This window comes from Pseudoalteromonas sp. RB2-MNA-CIBAN-0110 (assembly GCF_040309305.1).
GTDB lineage: Bacteria > Pseudomonadota > Gammaproteobacteria > Enterobacterales > Alteromonadaceae > Pseudoalteromonas > Pseudoalteromonas arctica.
Genome location: NZ_JBEOOQ010000006.1, coordinates 14,785 through 35,017, shown reverse-complemented (window position 1 = coordinate 35,017; position 20,233 = coordinate 14,785). Strand labels below are relative to the sequence as shown.

Below are 20,233 nucleotides of genomic sequence, written 5' to 3'. Positions count from 1 at the left end.
ATGTAAACAAGTTATTAAGCATGTTATAAAAAGGTCTTTGTTATTTTTCACCAAAACGATTTTTAATGATGTTATCGGACAAAATTAAAACAGCTGTTTATTTAAACAGCTGGCTCTGTAAGTTAGCTTTATTTATGTAGCTACCTTTTACGACCATAATTAACAAACGCACGAAGACCAAACGCCATATACGGGCATATAAAGGCTTACTTATTACAGGATTAGCATTTTTATACGCTTTAATAGTTGGCGTTTAGCCTTGTTAGGTGGAAAAACTCGAGTAAAGAATAAAAGAAAGTAGTAGGAAAATTTTGGCTTTATGTATTTAGCGCGTAATTAGCTAAAGCATTGGTGAGATAAGCGAGCCTTAACATATTAATGATACAGACTCGCTAGAGATATTTATGATAAAAACGAATGAGTGAAGCGTTTACTTTACATCAAAGTTCACGTGGTCAAAGTATGGGTTTTTCTCACGCGCTTTAAGTATACTAATTGTAGTGAGCACAATGAGTTGCAACTCGCTATTTACGCTAACAACTATGCATTCGTCTCTATTAGCATTGCGCTTTGTGTCAGTTGCTATCCCGCATACACCATCGCCATTTTTTAATATAAGCTCAATGCTTAAATGGTGCATACAGGCAATTTCGATGTAGTCGTATTGGTTGCAACTGATCATAAAATCCCTCTTTTATATTATTTAGCCGGTTTAAAAATCATTAAAAAAGCAATAACAACAAGGTTGGCTATATACCAAAGATCTTTAATTACAAACTGCCCTAAGCGTTCCAGTAAAGTGGAAGAACTAAATGCACCGGTGGCGGTAATTAAGAATGTTTGGGTCATCATAAATACGCTTAAACACGCTAAGCCACTTACAATAATTAGCTTTTTATTATTTAAAAATAGCCCTAAGCCCAATAACACAGCAAATAATACATCAAACCCGCCAATCACGTTAGACGCGCCTTGTACGCTAAATACCGTGTATAACCACGACATAAACGGTGAGGTTTCTACTAAACTTACAATGCCTTTTGCTTCAAACTCATAAAACTTCATGCCGCCAATCCACAATAAAACCATGGCAACCGGTATAAAGTTTAAAAGTACGTGTTGTTTGTCGGTAAGTTTGTCTTTATAAAATAAAAACAAATACAAAGGCACTACAGCAAAGTATTTAATTATGCCCTGCCCACTACCAATGATTGGAAAGCCGCCAAGTTGAGCCATCCAACGGTTACTGGCAAACAAGGTAAGTAATGCTACTAAACTTATAATTGCTGCAAGTAAAAGTGCTGGCGTAGGTTTCATTAGCTTAAGGTGAGCGAGCACGGTGGCAAACGCTAAAGCAACCATAAATGAGCCACTAATCAAACCTAATGCAGATACAGACATTAGCGAATCAACGCCATAAAAACTAAACGTAGCCGTTAACGTATTAGGGTTTGCTCCTAACGCAAACGATAAGCCAAGTAACATAAAGCTACTCGCTAATAAAAAAGTAATCACGTTGTTGGTTAATTTTAAGTTCATTGTATTTCCAAGTATTCGTTAAGACTTACAAAGACCTTGCTAGTTGATAAAACAATTCAAGCTAACTCTTAAAAATATAAGAGTTGATTAAGCACAACGTAAGCTCTCATCGGGTAATGTAATCAATCACTTTAGTTTATGATTTATTACCTCTTTATTAATAAAATCAAATAAGTCTAATATTCATATGATGTGCGTCATCTTTTTTATTATTAGATGAAGTAGAATAACGTCGCCTTTTCAATAAACAGAATGCATGTATTTCTAAAACTTAGGGACATTTTTAATGAAGGGTACTGATATTCGAGTTACCTCTGGACTGATTTCTATAGCCATTGTTTTACTACTTTGGTTTGCTGTACCGCCTCCGCAAGGTGTTACCGAAAACGCATGGCATTTGCTCGCTTTATTTATTGGTACTGTAGTTGCCATTATTGGTAAAGCAATGCCTATCGGTGCCATTGCTATTTTAGCTATTACTTCTGTTGCGCTAACCGGCGTAACTAATGACAGCCCATCTGGCGCTATTAAAGATGCATTAAGTGGCTTTTCTAATTCATTAATTTGGTTGATTGGTATTGCCATTATTATTTCTCGGGGTTTAGCTAAAACCGGTTTGGGAAATCGCATTGGCTATAATTTCATTTCTCTTTTTGGTAAAAAAACAATTGGTATTGGCTATGCACTCGCACTTTCTGAACTTGTTATAGCGCCTGTAACGCCAAGTAATACCGCGCGAGGCGGCGCTATTATTCACCCAATAATGAAGTCGATAGCAACAAGTTTTGGCTCATCTCCTGAGGAAGGCACATCTCGTAAAATTGGGCACTACCTTGCTTTAGTGAGCTACCATATAAACCCTATTACATCAGCTATGTTTATTACGGCAACTGCGCCAAACCCTCTAATTGTAAAGCTGATTGCTGATGCTACCGGTGCAAATATTAGTATTACATGGGGTACGTGGGCGCTCGCAGCGCTTGTTCCTGGTTTGCTATGTATTGCCCTTGTGCCTTTGGTTGTTTATGCCATTTACCCACCTGAAGTTAAAAGTACGCCCGACGCTAAAAACTATGCAGAATCTAAATTAACTGAAATGGGCCCAATGAGTTACGGCGAAAAAATAATGGTGGGTGTTTTTGCTATGCTGCTTATTTTATGGGCCGGCGTACCTGCAATGATTTTAGGGGCTGACTACGCGGTTAACACAACCGCAGTGGCTTTTTTAGGTTTGTCGGTTTTATTAGTGACTGGTGTATTAAGCTGGGACGATGTACTTAAAGAAAAGTCTGCGTGGGATACCGTTGTTTGGTTTTCAGCATTAGTAATGATGGCCACTTTTTTAAATAAACTAGGTTTGGTAACGTGGTTTTCAACACTTGTTGAGAGCAACATTGCGCAACTGGGCTTTGACTGGATTGTATCGGCTATTATATTGGTAGCTGTGTATTTTTACGCTCATTACTTTTTTGCCAGTACCACAGCACATATTACTGCTATGTTTGCCGCATTTTACGCCGCAGGTTTGGCGCTTGGCGCTCCGCCTTTATTTTTAGGTTTACTGTTAGCTGGCGCTTCATCACTCATGATGTCGTTAACGCATTACGCAACAGGCACCTCTCCCATAGTGTTTGGCTCAGGCTATGTATCGTTAAAAGACTGGTGGGTAATGGGCCTTATAATGAGCGTTATTAATTTAAGTGTATGGGGAATTATTGGCGGGCTTTGGTGGAAAGCACTTGGGTATTGGTAGTATTGCCTTTGTTAGCTTGGCTTGCACATTTAATACTGCGCACTTATTTTGGTTCGTTCTACAAATATAAACATTAAGGCTGTTGCAAGGGAGCACTATGGTTTTTAAATTCATAAAGGCAGCATATTCAGACCGAGACTACTTATTAAGCCTCAGAAAACTAACTATGGTTGAACACTTAGAAAATGCCGGGTTATTTTTAACTAAGCAACAGCATGTTTTAAGGCTTGATGACCAATATCACTGCTCCCATCTTATAGTTATAAATGAGGTACCAATTGGTACTTTAAAATACCAAACGCACGCTCAATACGTTGAAATAATGCAATTACAAATACATCCACTGCATCAAAATAAAGGGTATGGGAAAGCGGTTATTGAACAAGTTATTACAAGTGCGCAGTCAAAACCGATTAAACTCACAGTGCTTAAAAACAACCCAGCATTAGAACTTTATAAGCGGCTGGGTTTTACTATAAGGGATGAGGATAATTACGAGTACCACATGCAAACGCGGGCTACTCGTAGCTAAAATTAGTCGCTTTGATCTCTGAAGTCTTTTTTTCTGAAAATAGTTAAATGCCAACCCCAATGCAAAGAGCCTAATCTTAAAAAAATAGTCGTGAAAAATGACCCTAAAATACACCAAATGTAATCTACATTAAGGCTAAATAAAGCGGCATAAACTGCACCACCCGCTAAACACGCAGAGGCGTAAGGTTCGCTGCGCATAACAGTTGGCACCTCACGGCAAATTACGTCGCGTATTAAACCACCAAATATACCTGTAGTAATGCCCATGGTAATTGCGACCACCATACCAGAGCCATTAATGAGTGCTTTTTCTATCCCCATAATATTAAATAACGCCATACCAACAGCGTCTACTAATAAAAAGTAGTAATTATTAACGCGCGGTAAATATCGAATAAATGCAATTGTTGCTATAACGGCCCCATAGGTTGAATATAAATACTCCGGGGTAGCAATCCAAAATACCGGTTTGTTTAAAAGTATATCTCTGAGGGTACCGCCCCCTAATGCTGTAACGGTTGCCACCACTACTACGCCAAAGCCACTAATGTTTTTTTCATACCCAAGCAATGCCCCTGCAACAGCAAAAAATGCGACACCGAGTAACCCTAGTACCATAAAGTATTCAGCAGTCATGGTAATTCCTTTTTAAAATTTATAAGGAGTTGTTTCAACTTACGTGCCAAAAAAACGAGTGAATACAAATAAATTTATAATTTAAGTAATTGAAATTTATAAACTTATTGTATGTATTAAAAAACATTAGCTATGTGATATTTAGAGAAGGCTTAACAAGAGTAATTATTTTAATTATGGGTAGTTTTTACACGTTAAAGTACAGAGGGATTTTGTTACAGAGTTGCAGTCGAGCACTTTTAAATCTTAAGCAAAAATTAAATGAGCAATAAAGCTATTACCAATATCACAAAAATAATAGGCAATATTGTATGTTGCCAGTTTTGCTCTTTATTTTGATTATAGAGTGTTTGCATTGATCTTTTATCATTGTTAGTAAAACTATGCTGGCACTGCTTACAGCTTTGGGCTTTTATGCTCACCCAAGTACCACATTTAATACATGCGTAACGCCTTGCCAGTTTATCAAACTCGTTTGTTTTTATAAACATTCTCATGTATCACCTCATTGATTTTCGCTGCGGTAAGAAAACCAATGAATAATATATGTTGAGTAACAAATTAAAGAAGCCGCTAGTGCTAAAATTAGCTGTGTGTTGTTTTTCATAATCATCCTTGGTTACTAGTCAAAAAAAATCGGTAAGGTTTTTTTAATTATATTAACAATTTAGTGAAATACGCCATTTTGTAACTTTTGCTAATCAAACTTAAATCCGGGTAATTTTTTTTGCCTAGGCAAAGCTGCCATAATTAATATCCTGATTAATCTACATAACTCACTTTTGTTCCCGCTAAATGATCATGTAAACATCGTTTATCTTTTCCAAATATAAATAATGGATTAACAAAACCAGCTATAAACTGACCTACAGAAGGGACAAGTGATAATAGTTGCATAGAAAGCATGCGTTTAAAGTAAATTGTAGTAAAGCTTGCTTGTGTACCGTCTAAATTTTCAATACGGATAGACATTAAAGATTTACCAATTGTTTGTCCGCGTTGGTACATAAGGTAACCATGAAGCACTAACGTGCTTAATATGCCATAACCTAGCAAACCTGCAGATAAAGTAAGTGTTGGTTGGCTTAAACTACCAAACCCTACGAGCATGAATACAGGTACAAAACAAACAACACCTAAAACGCCATCAACAATAGCAGCCACTAGCCTATCTGAGCGCGTTGCTTTTTCTCCTGCTACTTTTGATACAATATTTTCAGATGGGCTCTGTGCTTCTCGCGTTTTAATTAAGTCGTCTATTTCTTTTGCTCGATCTGGGTAGGCTTCGCGATCTATAGCTCTCGCTGATGAGTAAAGCTCATCTAAAGTGTAGGTAGAAAAATCAATTTTAGAGTCCATAAAAGCTAAGTCCGTATCTTCTTTTTATCGTAATTTAACATAATTAATTTATGTTATTCAATTATTTATGTGTTTTTAATAACATACCATAACGTATTGGCGTTTTTACAATTCGATCCGCAAGCATGCTGGTATGTCCTGCTAAATCTAGCGCATCAGCAGGCTCTTTTATATTCATTATACCAATCAGCTTAATTAAGTGAGCTATTTTGAGGTAAGAAAATCGTGTCGATAACAAGGCAAAAATTTCGTTATTTAGTTGTTCTATATCAGAAATTTTTAACACAGTTAGCGTCAGGTTTAAGCCCTTAAATTGATCAAGTACTATTGCTGATTGGTATTATACGGCCATTAAAAAACATGTCCCCTTGGTCAGGTTTAACCACACCACAAAGCATTTTCATTAATGTGCTTTTACCAGCCCTATTTTCCCCTTTAGATTTAAATAGTAAAAGCATTCGCTTCACCGTGCCTTATTTTTAAGGCTACTCCGTTATTACCTATACCTCGATAATTTAACCCAACCGCCCTTAACTGACCAAGCGGTCAACAATGGCATAGTAACTGCAATAAGCTAATTAAAGATTAAAAAGTATTTTTGTTACCCGTGCGCAAACAACAAGAAAAAACATACGCCAAGCCTTTATGTATCAGGGCTTTATAAAAATTAAGGGGGTCTGTGTGATTCAATTTTTATTAAATAACACGCCAATTGAAGTACAAGAATGTTCGCCAAGTCTCACCATTTTGGACTGGCTACGCACCAAAAAAGGGAAAGTGGGCACCAAAGAAGGGTGTGCAACTGGCGACTGTGGCGCGTGCACAATTTTAGTGGGTGAAGAGCGTATAAATGCAAACGGGCAAACTAGTTGGCAATACAAAACAATGAACAGCTGTTTATTGTTATTAGGTAATGCGCATGCAAAACATATAGTAACGGTAGAGGCTGTGACTACTGGTTTATACCCAAACTTAACCGATTTACACCCCGTGCAACGTGCACTCGTTGAGTGCCATGGTTCGCAATGTGGTTTTTGCACGCCCGGTATAATAATGAGCTTGTTGGCTCTTTATATTAATGAACCAACGTACTCTGGTAAAAAAACGGTTATTCATGCACTTGGCGGTAACTTATGCCGTTGTACAGGTTATAGCCCTATATTACTTGCAGCCGAAAAAGCCTATAGCTATGAACGTAAAGCTGAACCGTACTCAGCAATGGCCGCTCAATTTAAAGCATCACTTAATACGCAATATGATGACGATATTCCATTTTTAAAAAATGGTCCTCGCAAATTTTACTTACCACAAACGGCCCAGCAACTTGTTGAGCTAAAAGCGCTTTATCCTTATGCACATTTAGTTGCTGGTGGCACCGACTTTGCCATTGAGCTTAGCCAAAACATGCTCTTACCGGATGTAATTATCTCCCTTAGCCAAGTAAAGGAGCTTTGCACCTTGGCAGATAATAACGGTGAGCTACACATTGGTGCAGCACTACCTTATAGCCAATTTGTTGAGGTATTTTATAACCATTACCCAGAGTCAAAAGAGCTATTTGAACGCTTAGGATCAAGCCAAGTACGTAACAGCGGCACGCTTGGTGGCAGCATAGGGAATGCCTCTCCTATTGGCGATCCCGCTCCCCTCTTAATCGCTCTTAATGCATCAATGGATTTATTAAGCAGCGCTGGTACGCGCACTATTAAAGTTGCCGACTACTTTATTGATTACAAAAAAACAGTTCTTAAAAGCGATGAAGTAATAAGTAAGTTCACCATCCCAAAGCGCCCAGAGTCGCTAAAACTTGCGTGTCATAAAATATCAAAACGCTTTGAAGACGATATATCTACCGTGTGTTTGGTACTTGCTATAGAGCATTCACAAAACATGATTACTCAAGCCCGCTGCGCTATGGGCGGTATGGCTGCTATTCCTAAACGCGCACATCATATTGAGCAAAAGCTGATATCTCAATCATTACAAGTAAGTAGTTTTATAGACGCAGCAACGGCTATTAACGATGACTTTACGCCCATGAGCGATGTAAGAAGCAGTGCGCATTACCGCACTACGGTAAGCAAAAACTTATTACAACGCATTGGTATTGAGTTTTGTGAGCCGCAAGCAAGCAACAATAACAACATTGCCATTACGAGGATCTCACATGCGTCACTTTGAAATGGATAAACTAAAAGCGCAAGGTGGTAGCGTTGGGCAATCTAAATATCACGAAAGCGCTATTAAACAAGTTTGTGGCAGTGCAAATTTTGCCGACGATAATCCTGAGCCTTACGGTTGCCTGCATGCCTACCCAGTGCTCGCCCCTGTTACAAGCGGCTTTATTAAATCAATAGATACAAGTCACGCACTGGCAGTTGAAGGCGTTAAACGTATTTTATCGGCAGAAGATGTACCCGGTAAGCTTGATATTGGCCCAGTATTTCCAGGTGATGTACTGCTGACCAGCCATGAAATTCAATACCACGGGCAACCTGTATTAATTGTCGTTGCCGACAGCTACGCCATAGCGCGCCGCGCTGCACGCTTAGTGGTTATTGAGTGCGAGCAAACTACACCCATACTTGATATTAAAGAAGCCATTAGCAAAGAGCACTGGGTAAGGCCGCCCCATTCACTTAACCGTGGTAACAGCGAAAACGCCATTAATAACGCAGCCCACCAGCTTAAAGGCGAAATAAGCATAGGCGGGCAAGAACACTTTTATTTAGAAGGCCAAATAGCGCTGGCGCAACCTGATAACGACGGGGGCATTCATGTTCAATGCTCTACGCAACACCCTACTGAGGTGCAGCACTTAGTTGCTAAAATTTTAAAAAAGCCATTTAGCTTTGTAAACGTAGAAACCCGCCGTATGGGCGGTGCTTTTGGCGGCAAAGAAACCCAAGGCGCACCATGGGCATGCCTTGCAGCCCTTGCGGTTTACCACCTTGGCTGCGCAGTAAAAATGCGCCTAGCCCGTAGCGACGATTTTAAATTAACCGGTAAACGCCACCCTTTTTATAATCAATACCATGTTGGTTTTGACGAAAATGGCTTAATAGAAGGTGCCGACATTACCGTAAACGGATTTTGTGGCTACTCGCCTGATTTATCGGATGCAATTGTAGACCGTGCCATGTTTCATGCCGATAACGCCTACTACTACCCAGCCGCAACAATTAAAGGTAATCGCTGTAAAGTAAATACCGTAAGCCATACCGCATTTAGAGGGTTTGGTGGCCCGCAAGGAATGATTATGGGCGAGCTAATAATGGACGATATAGCCGCCAAATTAGGTAAAGATCCGCTTGAGATCCGAAAACTTAATTTATACAAAAAAGGCCGCGATACCACGCCGTACCATCAAACCGTAGAGCAACATATTTTAATAGATATGATTGCTCAGCTTGAGGAGTCGGGTGACTACTGGGCACGTAAAGAGGCTATTAAAGCATTTAACGTATCGTCACCTATTATAAAAAAAGGCCTTGCAATGACGCCGGTTAAATACGGTATTTCGTTTACGGTACAACACTTAAACCAAGCTGGTGCATTAGTACATGTATATAGCGATGGCTCTATACATTTAAACCACGGCGGCACCGAAATGGGCCAAGGGCTAAACACCAAAATTGCGCAAATTGTAGCCCATGGTTTTGGGGTCGATTTTAACGCGGTAAGTATTAGTGCTACGCGTACCGACAAAGTGCCAAACACCTCGCCAACAGCTGCCTCAAGTGGTACCGACTTAAACGGCATGGCGGCGCTAAATGCAGTAAACACAATAAAAGAGCGCTTAATTGATTTTATTACCGAGCACTTTGAAGTAGACAGCAACACTGTTGTATTTAAAGATAACCTCATTACTTTTAGTAAAGGGGAAATTAGCTTTAGCGAACTTGCAAATCTTGCTTACATGAATCGTATATCGCTTTCATCTACCGGTTATTACGCCACACCAAAAATTCATTACGATAGAGCCAAAGGTGAAGGCCGCCCATTTTTTTACTACGCTCACGGCGTAGCACTCAGCGAAGTAGAAGTAGATACCCTAACTGGCGAAAACACGGTAACTCGCGTTGATATACTGCACGATGTAGGCAGTTCAATTAATCCAGCTCTTGATATAGGCCAAATTGAAGGCGCCTTTGTGCAAGGTATGGGCTGGCTAACAACCGAAGACTTACAATGGAATGATAAAGGCCAGCTTGTAAGCTTTGGCCCAGCCAACTACAAAATACCAGCCATTGGCGATACCCCTGCCGAATTTAACGTCAATCTTTATAACTCAGCAAATCCAGAAACCACCGTGTTTAGATCAAAAGCCGTAGGCGAGCCGCCATTTATGCTGGCCTTTAGTGTATGGAGCGCCATTCGTAATGCAATAAGCAGTGTGGCTGATTACAAATACACAGCCCCACTGGATACACCCGCAACCCCAGAGCGAGTATTGAGTGCAATTGAGCAAACCGCTAGCTGGTTTAAGGAGCATCAACATGACTAATTTAAATGAGTCGTTTCAGGGTTTTCATACTCAAAATTGGGCGCAGGCTATAAACGAGCACGAACAAAGCGGCACTAACTATGTAATTGCCACAGTACTTGGCACAAATGGCTCAACCCCTCGCGGCACAGGCTCAAAAATGGTAATAAGCGGCGAGCATATTTACGACACCCTTGGCGGCGGCCATCTTGAGTACGTAGTAATAGAAAAAGCCCGCGAACTACTTTCCAAAGGCGAAGCCGCCCAAGTAATTGAGCAATTTAACCTAGGTGCAAATTTAGGCCAGTGCTGCGGCGGGGCTGCCACCGTTATGCTTGAATGCATGCAATGCGAGCGCTTTACCCTCGACATTTACGGCGCAGGCCACGTAGCACAGTCGCTTATTGGTATATTGGCACAACTGCCTATGCGCATACGCTGGATAGATAGCCGCGCAGATGTATTCCCACAGGCTATTCCAAATAACGTAGTAAAAGTGGTTGATGAAGAGCCAATAGAACAAGTAAAACGTGCGCCTAAAGCTAATAACTACTTAATACTTACCCATAACCACCAGCTCGACTTTGCACTCACCCAAGCCATTATTAAACGCGCTGATGCCAATTGGCTGGGCGTTATTGGCTCTGACACTAAAGCAAAACGTTTTAAACAACGCCTAGCACATCGCGATTTTACAGCCGAACAAATACAACAAATGACCTGCCCTGTTGGGCTTAAAAACATTACGGGCAAATTACCAATGGAAGTGGCTATTTCGATTAGTGGACAGCTAATTGGCCTTTATCAGGCTATGCAAACCCAAGCGCCAAAACGCCAAGGCTTGCAGTGGCGCACACTAAAAAATGCCTTAATTAGCACCACGCAGGAGGAAGTAGGCGCATGAGTAGCTTACAAATAAATACGCTAAATGATGCACAAGCAAAACAAGCTCTTGAGCATTGCTGCGCGGCCCCTAACTGGGTGGCAGCCATGGTAAAAGCAATGCCATTTAAAAGTGCTCAACAGCTGTTTGAATGCGCAAAAAGCATATGGGATAGCCTTGGCGAGAGCGACTATTTAGCTGCCTTTGAAGGCCACCCGCAAATAGGTGACTTATCAACCCTTAGCAAAAAATACGCTGCTACCGCACAAAAAGCGGGGCATGAGCAATCAGGTATGAGCAAAGCAAACGAAGCCGTACTTACCAAAATGATTACCCTTAATAAAGAGTACCTGAACAAGTTTGGCTTTATTTTTATTGTGTGCGCCACCGGTAAAACGGCCGAACAAATGCTCGAACTCATAGAGCAGCGCATACACAACACCCGCAGTACAGAGCTAAATATAGCCGCGGGCGAACAAGCCAAAATAACAAAAATAAGATTGGAGTCACTGCTATGAACAAAAGCCCTATAACCACCCATATACTCGATACCAGCACCGGAAAACCTGCAGCAAACGTTGCTGTTAAGCTATTTAAACTTACAAATAACGAATGGGTACAACTAACCCAAGGCACAACCGATACCGATGGGCGAATTACCGACTGGCTAAATACAGAAGTAGAATTTGCAACCTATAAACTGGTATTTGATTTAGATAGTTATTACCAAAACCAACCTACCCCTGCGTTTTACCCAGAGGCGCAAATAGCTTTTAGATTACAAGATACTAAACATCATCATATCCCATTGTTGCTTAGCCCGTTTGGCTACTCTACATACAGAGGTAGCTAACTATGAGCACACAAAACAATAATAACTTAACAGTAGTTTGTGCTGATATACTCGACTTTGTTGACGACCCTGCCATTGCTGGCGAAAACGCCCATCGTTTTTTTGAAAAAGGCGCATTAGTTATCAAGCACGGCAAAGTAGTTAAACTTGGCTACGAGCAAGACATACTGCCAACGATTGATAAATCAGCGCGTGTTATCCGCCACGATGGCAAACTCGTTATGCCTGGTATGATTGACACTCACATACACTTACCACAAACCGAAATGGTGGGGGCGTACGGCGAGCAACTGCTAAGTTGGTTAACCGAGTATGCGTTTCCGACAGAGAAAAAATTTACGTGTAAGCATTATTCAAAAGAGATCTCTAATCGCTTTTTAGACGAGCTACTGCGCAATGGCACAACCACTGCCCTTGTATTTGGCACTGTGCACCCGCAATCGGTTGATGCGTTTTTTAAAGAATCACAAAAACGCAATTTACGTATGATTGCCGGTAAAGTAATGATGGATCGTAACTGCCCTGACGACTTATCTGATTGCGCGCAAACAAGCTATGACGAATCCAAAGCCCTAATAAAAAAATGGCACAATGTTGACAGGCTAAGCTACGCAGTTACACCGCGTTTTGCCCCCACATCAACCCCTGAGCAACTTCAAAAATGTACTCAGTTGCTTGAAGAATACCCAGACACCTACCTGCATACACACTTATCTGAAAACAAAGACGAGTGCGAATGGGTAAAAGGGTTATTTCCAGAAGCCGAAGACTACTTAGGCGTGTACGAGCAAGCAAAAATGGTACGTAAACGCTCGGTATTTGCCCATAGCATTCATTTATCTGAGCGCGAGCTTTGCTGCCTTGCAGATAACAATGCGGCTATATCGCACTGTCCTACCTCAAACCTGTTTTTAGGCTCAGGACTTTTAAATTTAAAAGCCTGTGAAGAGCACGGCATAAACGTAGGCATGGGTACCGATGTAGGCGCAGGAACAAGCTTTTCTATGCTACAAACAGGTAACGAAGCTTACAAAATCCAACAGTTACAAGGTCAAAAGTTTTCAGCATTTAAAGGGCTGTATTTAGCAACACTCGGCGGTGCTAGAGCGCTCGATTTAGAAGGGACAATTGGTAATTTTGAAGCCGGTTGTGAGGCCGATTTTATTGTAATGGATTGTTCGGCAACTTCGTTTTTAAAATTTAGAATACAACATGCCAAAACTCTGCATGAAAAACTATTTGCAATGATGATGTTAGGCGACGACCGCTGCGTTGAGCAAACCTACATTATGGGTAAAAGTGTGTATAAGCGCGATGATAACAATCAATTTTCAGACACCCGCTCACCGGTATTAGAAGAGGCTTAACTGTTATGGAAAACTATTTATTTGAGCTTGCTCATTTAGTACTGCGTTATTTTCATGTTATTGCTGGTATAGCCTGGATTGGCGCTTCATTTTATTTTGCATGGCTTGATAACAACCTACAAACACCACCGCAGTGGAAAATAGATAAAGGCATAAAAGGCGATTTATGGGCCGTGCATGGCGGTGGCTTTTACGAAGTGGCTAAGTATCAAAATGGCCCTGAACAAATGCCTCATACCCTGCATTGGTTTAAGTGGGAAGCCTATACAACCTGGATCACCGGTGTTTTATTATTTAGCTTACTTTATTATGTTGGCGCCGATGTGTACTTAATTGATAACAGTAAAAGTGAGCTAAGTAAATTTGCAGCTATTGGCGCATCACTTGGTTTTATTGGCTTAGGCTATGGTGTTTATCGTTTATTGTGTAAAACCCCGCTGGTCGAAAACGGCAAAGTGTTTATTGCTGTGGTTATTGGTTTATTAGCTCTGTGGACTTTTGGGGTTGATCAATTATTTAGCGACCGCGCTGTGTATATTCATGTAGGCGCACTCATTGGCACGTGTATGGTGGGTAATGTGTATCACATTATTATGCCAGGGCAACGCTATATGGTAAGTGAAGTAGAAGCTGGTAGAATCCCTGACTCAACGCCAGGTTTAAAGGCAAAGCTGTGTTCTATTCATAATAACTACGCCACGTTACCTGTGGTATTTATTATGCTTAGCAATCACTTTCCTTACACGTATAGCCACAACTTTGGCTGGCTTATTTTAATTGCGCTGTTTGGTATTGGTATGTGGATACGCCATTACTTTAACTTAAAACATCAAGGCGTTAATAAACCTTCAGTACTTATAAGTGGTATTGCAGCATTTTTTGCCCTTATGCTAGCAATAGCACCTTGGCCCAGTACACCAAATGCAGACGAAAACGCGCCTTTACAAGCAAGTATTACCGACGCACAAGCGTGGGATATAATCAGCAAACACTGTACGCAGTGCCACAGCGAAACACCTACCTCTGAGCTTTTTCAAACAGCGCCACTTGGCTTTAAACTCGACTCAATTGAACAGGTGAAAAAGTCGCAAGTACTTGTGCATACTCGCGCCGTAATAACTAAAGACATGCCACTGGCTAATATGACAAAAATGACAGACGCAGAGCGCGAAGCGTTAGGACTTTGGTTAACCTTGTTAAATAAGGATAAATAATATGGCTGATCATATTAAAACTGATTACCCACGAGACTTAATTGGTTATGGCCCACATGCGCCTCATGCAAATTGGCCCAATAAAGCACGTATTGCCGTGCAAGTGGTATTAAATTACGAAGAAGGCGGCGAAAACTGTGTATTACATGGTGATGCAGCCGCTGAAACATTTTTATCTGAAATAGTCAGTGCTCCCCATGTAGAAGACCGCCATATCAGCATGGAGTCTATTTACGAATATGGCTCGCGCGCGGGCGTGTGGAGGTTACTGCGTTTATTTAAAAAATACGATATACCGGTCACCATTTTTGCAGTGGCGATGGCCCTTGAGCGCCACCCCGATGTAGCTAAAGCCTTTGTTGAAGCAGGCCACGAGATTGCAAGCCATGGCCTGCGCTGGATTAATTATCAAAATATAGATAAACAAACCGAGCGCGAACATATGCAACAAGCCATTGACGTCATTAAAAAGCTTACAGGTAAAAAGCCCAAAGGCTGGTATACCGGCCGAACTAGCCCAAATACCGCAGCCCTTGTAGTTGAGAATGGCACATTTTTATATGACGCCGACGATTACAGCGACGATTTGCCCTTTTACAGTATTAAAGAAGGTAAGCCACAACTCATTGTGCCCTACACGCTCGATGTAAACGACATGCGCTTTGCTGCCGTACAGGGTTTTAATGCAGGGGATCAGTTTTATAATTATTTAAAAGATGCCTTTGATATGCTTTATGAAGAAGGTGACCCAGAAGGTGAAAACACCCCAAAAATGATGTCGATAGGTTTGCATTGCCGCTTAATTGGTCGCCCAGGAAGAATAAAAGCATTAGCACGGTTTTTAGAATATGCCCGATCGCATGAGCAGGTTTGGTTTGCCACGCGTGAACAAATAGCCGAGCACTGGCTTAAAACTCACCCGTATAAAAAAGCATAGTTTATATTTTTTAAAACATAAAAAAGCCCAGCAAAGCTGGGCTTAAATTACTTTAGGAGTAGTGAAATTTATTCAAAAGAAACGGTGATGATATTCGAACACACATTTTCTGTTACACATAATTGGTAATCGTACGATGGTAATGTAGCTCCACGCACGTAATCACGGTAGCGACCATTATCTGCAGTGGTATCAACTAACTCACCATTACGGTAAACGCTTAATGACTCTGCACCAACTTCTTCCCAGCTAAGTTCTACACGCATCGTACCTAGGCGTGTTTTGTTAGCGCGTTTTAAGTTCAGTTCAAGGGTCACGTCACTTACAACAACGGCTTGGGTAAATGTATCTGTATTACCTTCACTGTCAGTAACAGTTAGTTCTACATCGTAACTACCCGATTGCGCATATGCATGCACAGGGCTTGAATCTGTTGATGTAGCGCCATCGCCAAAGCTCCAGCTCCATTGTGTAATGTCGTTATTGGCATCATTGCTTGTATCTACAAACGAGGCTGTTAAACCTTGCGTATCAACAGTAAAGCCTGCACGTGGCGGTTGTGCACTTACTTCGCCTATAGCGCTAAGCGTAAGTGACCAGCCATTAATTGTACCTGTATCAGCGGCTGCAGTATCTTCTACATGAAGAGTCCAGTCACCATTTGCTACTTCGCCATTGAATGCACTAGACGTGAAGCTCTTAACAATATCATCGTTACTACCACCAACATTGCTTTGCAATGTTACCTCTGTACCTTGTGCAGATATTAGTTTTACAACTAAGTCACCAGAGTAAGTATGAGTAATATCAACATCGGCGGTTGTGCCAAATACGGTTAAATCATCAGAAACATTAATTACTGAGCTAATCCCCTGTGGAGAATTATCTGGAATTGCTACGCTACCAGTACTGCTGTAGGTAAAGTCATTTAACCCTAATGGTTGTATCATTAATTCAACCGATTGCTGTTTAACAATATCACCCGCAGTGGCCGTTACGGTAAACTCGTAATCTCCCCACTGAGTATCAGTATCGGTTTCAACATTTAGTATCACGTCATCACCAGGGCGCGCTGTAAGCGATGATAAATAAGCACCACCTAATGTTGTTGATAATTCAAGCGTTACTTCCTCATCCCACTCGGCAATTGAGCCAATTGTAAATGTATAGCTTGTAGCCTCTCCAGCTATAATTTGTTGGGTAAGCGGGCTAGCTGATATTTTAAAACCAGGAGTTGGATCCGCATCAATAAGTGCTTGGTTAACATTAAGTCGCGTACCGGCTACCGTTTTCCCCTGCAGTGCAGCATTAGCATCGCCCGAGCTCATTAATAAATCTTTAAGTTCTTGAGTAGATAACTCTGGATTAATAGATAAAACTAGCGCAGCTGCGCCAGCAACATGCGGTGTTGCCATTGACGTACCAGAATACGATGCATAACTTTCACCCGGTGTAGTAGATAAAATAGCAGTACCTGGTGCGCCCATATCAACACGGGTTAAGCCCCAATGAGAGAACCACGAAATATCATCAGTTTGGTTAGTACTTGCAACCGATAGAACACTCGCATTTTCGTAGTTTGATGGATAATGTGGGTTTACATCGTTATCAATAGTGTCGTTACCTGCTGCAGCTACAAACAGTAGCTCCGCAGCTTCACTTGATTCGATTGCATCAGCCAGCGCTTGGCTATAGCCACCGCCACCCCAACTATTATTTAATACGCGGATGTTAACACCAGAGTTTTTTAGGCCAACCATGTAATCAATACACTTGATTGCATCTGATGTTGATCCATTACCTGCTGCATCTAAAAACTTACAACCAACAAGTGATACTTCATGATTTACACCCACTACACCCACAGAGTTATTACCACTCGCACCTATAGTTCCAGACACGTGCGTTCCGTGACCTTCATCATCCATAGGGTCGCCACTATTGGTAATCGCATTGATACCATGAATATCATCGATAAAGCCATTACCGTCATTATCAATACCATCGCCTGCGATTTCAGAGGTATTTACCCACATATTGCTCGCTAAATCGCTATGGCTATAATCAATACCTGTATCGATTACACCAACAACTACATCACGACTACCAGTAGAAATAGTCCACGCTTCTACAGCATCAATATCAGCGTCTGCCGTACCACCGGTCTGACCTTCATTATTTAGGCCCCAAAGCTCATCAAAACGAGGGTCGTTAGGTGCGCTCGCAATACTTACTCGGTAATCTGGCTCAACATATTCAATAGCTTGATGAGACTTTAAACGCTCAATAGCTTCTTTAGTGCTCATGCCAGACACTTTAAATTTAGCAAGGCGACCTGAGAATAATGATGTGAAGTTATCATCAACTTCATCATTATTTAAATCTGTAATTTTTGCTTTAACCAAGCTTCGTGCTTGTTTACGCATTTGAGGTGTTGCATTTTTTTTATATTTAACAATAACAGAGTCACTGCTTGCAGCTGCTTGTGGAAGAGCTCCTGCATCAGGTAATTTAGCCGAAGCCAAACAAGGTAGTAAAGCAAGCGTAATAATAGATAATTTTGTTTTCATTGTTCTATCCATAGTTGGGTTAGCTTAGAAGCACTAAGCGGGTTTGTTCACTATTTCAAGTACAAGGGATCACGTGGCAAGTTATAAGCAAACTAGTAAATACGATATTTGACAAGTTAAAAAGTTAAAAAGAATTAAAAATCATAAATTTTGACCAGTTTGGCTATAAAAAAAACACTAAACACAGTCATTTTAATGAACTGCCCCATCACAACCTTACCCATTATAGGGTCAAACTTTTTTACTGCTTTTGCTTACTATTACATTAAAACCCACCAGTTACACACATAAACCAATGATAATAAAAGGTTAATTATTTGGTAAAAAATGATGATTTAAGAAAATGAAATAGGGGAATACAGTTAATGGGTGATTATGAATTTGAGCTTAAACTTTGTTAGTTCAATATTTATGACAAATTAAAACTTAATTATTTATAGTCACATATTACGCTTCACCTACTTCTAAAGTTACGCAAGCGGATCACAAAAAATATATCGGCACGGCATGCTGAAACAACAAATACCTTATTAAAACCTATAACATTTAGGGTATTTGATTTTAATATTTCAAGGAGAAAATAATGAAGTTGAATAAATCACTTTTAAGTTGTGCTGCTGCAATAGCAATGGGTACCAGCTTTGCCTCATATGCAGATACCGACAACAAATCAGCATCAAACTCAGAACTTAGTACAAAAATATCTATACTTAGCACCGCTAATTCAATGACATTGGCGCAATCGCAAAATAATAACACCGCGATTTTAATGCAAGAGGGAGATAGTAATACTATTGAGGTTTCGACTACTGGAAACGAGAACACAACAGAAGTTACTCAATTACAATCAGGTAATTATGTTGGCGTAACAACAATTGGTAACAACAACGAGCAAGTATATGCCCAAGATGGCGTTGCCAACGGTGTAATTACCGAAGTTACTGGTAATAATAATTACCTAAATGTTTTGCAAAGTGGCCAAGGCTTTTTTGTAAACAACGAAGCTGTCAACATGATTGTTGGTGACGACAATATCGTTGATGTAGAGCAAGGCACTGGTGGTCATTGGTTTTACAACTTAGATATGAAAGGTAATGGCAACGAAATCAGTTCATTACAAACAGGTGAGTGGCATGAAGCTGAATTAACCTCTGTAATGGGCGATCAGAATAGTCTGAGTCTTGAGCAAAACGGTTACTGGAATACCTTCAAAGTGAGTTCTTTACAAGGCAACGATAACGAGCTTGATATTGAACAAGACGGCGATCGTAATACTGTTACCTTCACTGATATTTTAGGCGATGCAAATGAGCTTTCAATTGAACAAGAAGGCAATACTAACGCAGTAACATTTGTAGCTGTATTAGGCGATGAAAACGAAATTGATTTAGACCAAGAAGGTTCTTTAAATACTATCGAATCAAACTTATTCGAAGGTCAAAACAACGAAGTTACAGTAACTCAGGTTGATTTAAGCAACTCAACAACCGTTGATATTATTGGTGACGATAATGAATTAACGGCTACACAAGTTGGCTTATTAAATGATGCTTACATGGGCGTTTTAGGTACAGATAACGAATTTATGATTAACCAAGTAGGTGAATCAAATTCAGCACACGTTGTTAACTTTAATGGGTCTGAAAATGACGTTAACGTTATTCAGTCTGGCCAAGAAAACACTGCTGTTGTTGAGTCTTCATACCCTGATATATCTCTAACATCAAACGACAACGATATCGATATTATGCAAAATGGTTCTCAAAACGAAGCCATGGTTACACTTGCAGGTATTTTAGATAGCAACATGAACCAAATTGACCTAGCTCAAACAGGTGAAATGAACGTAGTTGATATGATGGTTGAAGGTAATGGCCACAGCATTGATATTTCACAAACTGGCGAAGGTAACTGGGTAGTTGGAATGGATCAACCTGCATTTTTAATAGGTGGTGAAAACGTTTCGTTTAGCGTAACTCAAATGGGTAACGATAACATTGTTGAAGGCGCCGTAATTGGTTTCAACAGCACTGTTTCAGTGACCCAAATTGGTGACGGTAACGTGACTTCTATTACTCAAATGTAATTATTGAGGTTGGGGA

The 20,233-nt window shown here is 40.6% G+C and carries 18 protein-coding genes; 11 read left to right on the top strand and 7 right to left on the bottom strand.

Annotated features, from left to right (window positions below):
• Positions 1 to 430: 430 nt before the first annotated feature.
• Both AAEY68_RS05210 and AAEY68_RS05205 read right to left on the bottom strand, forming a co-directional pair.
• The gene (locus AAEY68_RS05210) at positions 431 to 682 is read right to left on the bottom strand and encodes a Rho-binding antiterminator (protein ID WP_024593231.1); all 252 of its coding nucleotides are present in this window, start codon (positions 680 to 682) and stop codon (positions 431 to 433) included.
• A 17-nt stretch (positions 683 to 699) separates the two neighbouring features.
• Positions 700 to 1,539: a DUF417 family protein gene (locus AAEY68_RS05205; protein ID WP_024593230.1), complete on the bottom strand. Its 840-nt coding sequence runs from the start codon at positions 1,537 to 1,539 to the stop codon at positions 700 to 702.
• Positions 1,540 to 1,825: 286 nt separating this feature from the next.
• On the opposite strand from AAEY68_RS05205, the gene AAEY68_RS05200 reads away from it, so the two are divergent.
• On the top strand, positions 1,826 to 3,292 hold the full coding sequence (locus AAEY68_RS05200) for a DASS family sodium-coupled anion symporter (RefSeq protein ID WP_350585629.1): 1,467 nt from the start codon (positions 1,826 to 1,828) through the stop codon (positions 3,290 to 3,292).
• Between the two features lie 97 nt (positions 3,293 to 3,389).
• The gene (locus AAEY68_RS05195; protein WP_024593227.1) at positions 3,390 to 3,824 is read left to right on the top strand and encodes a GNAT family N-acetyltransferase; all 435 of its coding nucleotides are present in this window, start codon (positions 3,390 to 3,392) and stop codon (positions 3,822 to 3,824) included.
• A gap of 2 nt (positions 3,825 to 3,826) precedes the next feature.
• On the opposite strand, the gene AAEY68_RS05190 is transcribed toward AAEY68_RS05195, so the two are convergent.
• The 4 genes from AAEY68_RS05190 to AAEY68_RS05175 form a co-directional block, all read right to left on the bottom strand.
• Entirely contained in the window at positions 3,827 to 4,462 is a 636-nt protein-coding gene (locus AAEY68_RS05190; RefSeq protein ID WP_004334621.1) for a trimeric intracellular cation channel family protein, read from the bottom strand.
• A gap of 257 nt (positions 4,463 to 4,719) precedes the next feature.
• Complete coding sequence (locus AAEY68_RS05185) at positions 4,720 to 4,959, bottom strand: hypothetical protein (RefSeq protein WP_024593226.1); 240 nt, start codon at positions 4,957 to 4,959, stop codon at positions 4,720 to 4,722.
• A gap of 265 nt (positions 4,960 to 5,224) precedes the next feature.
• Complete coding sequence (locus AAEY68_RS05180) at positions 5,225 to 5,821, bottom strand: RDD family protein (protein ID WP_024593225.1); 597 nt, start codon at positions 5,819 to 5,821, stop codon at positions 5,225 to 5,227.
• A gap of 317 nt (positions 5,822 to 6,138) precedes the next feature.
• Complete coding sequence (locus AAEY68_RS05175; protein ID WP_248298581.1) at positions 6,139 to 6,219, bottom strand: hypothetical protein; 81 nt, start codon at positions 6,217 to 6,219, stop codon at positions 6,139 to 6,141.
• A 283-nt stretch (positions 6,220 to 6,502) separates the two neighbouring features.
• On the opposite strand from AAEY68_RS05175, the gene xdhA reads away from it, so the two are divergent.
• The 8 genes from xdhA to puuE are packed head-to-tail and all read left to right on the top strand — an operon-like array spanning position 6,503 to position 15,561.
• A complete protein-coding gene (xdhA, locus tag AAEY68_RS05170; protein WP_350585628.1) occupies positions 6,503 to 8,002 on the top strand; it encodes a xanthine dehydrogenase small subunit in 1,500 nt (499 codons plus the stop codon).
• The gene (xdhB, locus tag AAEY68_RS05165; protein ID WP_350585627.1) at positions 7,989 to 10,328 is read left to right on the top strand and encodes a xanthine dehydrogenase molybdopterin binding subunit; all 2,340 of its coding nucleotides are present in this window, start codon (positions 7,989 to 7,991) and stop codon (positions 10,326 to 10,328) included. Before xdhA ends, xdhB begins: the two co-directional genes overlap by 14 nt.
• Positions 10,321 to 11,211 carry a xanthine dehydrogenase accessory protein XdhC gene (xdhC, locus tag AAEY68_RS05160; RefSeq protein WP_350585626.1) on the top strand — a complete coding sequence of 297 codons (891 nt, stop codon included), beginning with the start codon at positions 10,321 to 10,323 and terminating at the stop codon, positions 11,209 to 11,211. The genes xdhB and xdhC overlap by 8 nt, the downstream gene beginning before the upstream one ends.
• Positions 11,208 to 11,708, top strand: coding sequence for a 2-oxo-4-hydroxy-4-carboxy-5-ureidoimidazoline decarboxylase (gene uraD / locus AAEY68_RS05155; RefSeq protein WP_350585625.1), 501 nt, complete (start codon positions 11,208 to 11,210; stop codon positions 11,706 to 11,708). The genes xdhC and uraD overlap by 4 nt, the downstream gene beginning before the upstream one ends.
• Entirely contained in the window at positions 11,705 to 12,043 is a 339-nt protein-coding gene (gene uraH / locus AAEY68_RS05150) for a hydroxyisourate hydrolase (protein ID WP_198551855.1), read from the top strand. Before uraD ends, uraH begins: the two co-directional genes overlap by 4 nt.
• A 2-nt stretch (positions 12,044 to 12,045) precedes the next feature.
• Complete coding sequence (gene guaD / locus AAEY68_RS05145; RefSeq protein ID WP_350585624.1) at positions 12,046 to 13,410, top strand: guanine deaminase; 1,365 nt, start codon at positions 12,046 to 12,048, stop codon at positions 13,408 to 13,410.
• Positions 13,411 to 13,415: 5 nt separating this feature from the next.
• Positions 13,416 to 14,624 carry a urate hydroxylase PuuD gene (locus AAEY68_RS05140; protein WP_024593718.1) on the top strand — a complete coding sequence of 403 codons (1,209 nt, stop codon included), beginning with the start codon at positions 13,416 to 13,418 and terminating at the stop codon, positions 14,622 to 14,624.
• Position 14,625: 1 nt separating this feature from the next.
• A complete protein-coding gene (puuE, locus tag AAEY68_RS05135) occupies positions 14,626 to 15,561 on the top strand; it encodes an allantoinase PuuE (protein WP_350585620.1) in 936 nt (311 codons plus the stop codon).
• 68 nt (positions 15,562 to 15,629) lie between these two features.
• Here the strand turns inward: puuE and AAEY68_RS05130 are convergent, their stop codons facing one another.
• Entirely contained in the window at positions 15,630 to 18,131 is a 2,502-nt protein-coding gene (locus AAEY68_RS05130) for a S8 family serine peptidase (RefSeq protein ID WP_350585619.1), read from the bottom strand.
• Positions 18,132 to 18,714: 583 nt separating this feature from the next.
• Between AAEY68_RS05130 and AAEY68_RS05125 the strand changes: the two genes are divergently transcribed.
• Complete coding sequence (locus AAEY68_RS05125; protein WP_350585618.1) at positions 18,715 to 20,217, top strand: curlin; 1,503 nt, start codon at positions 18,715 to 18,717, stop codon at positions 20,215 to 20,217.
• The last annotated feature ends 16 nt before the right edge of the window (positions 20,218 to 20,233 follow it).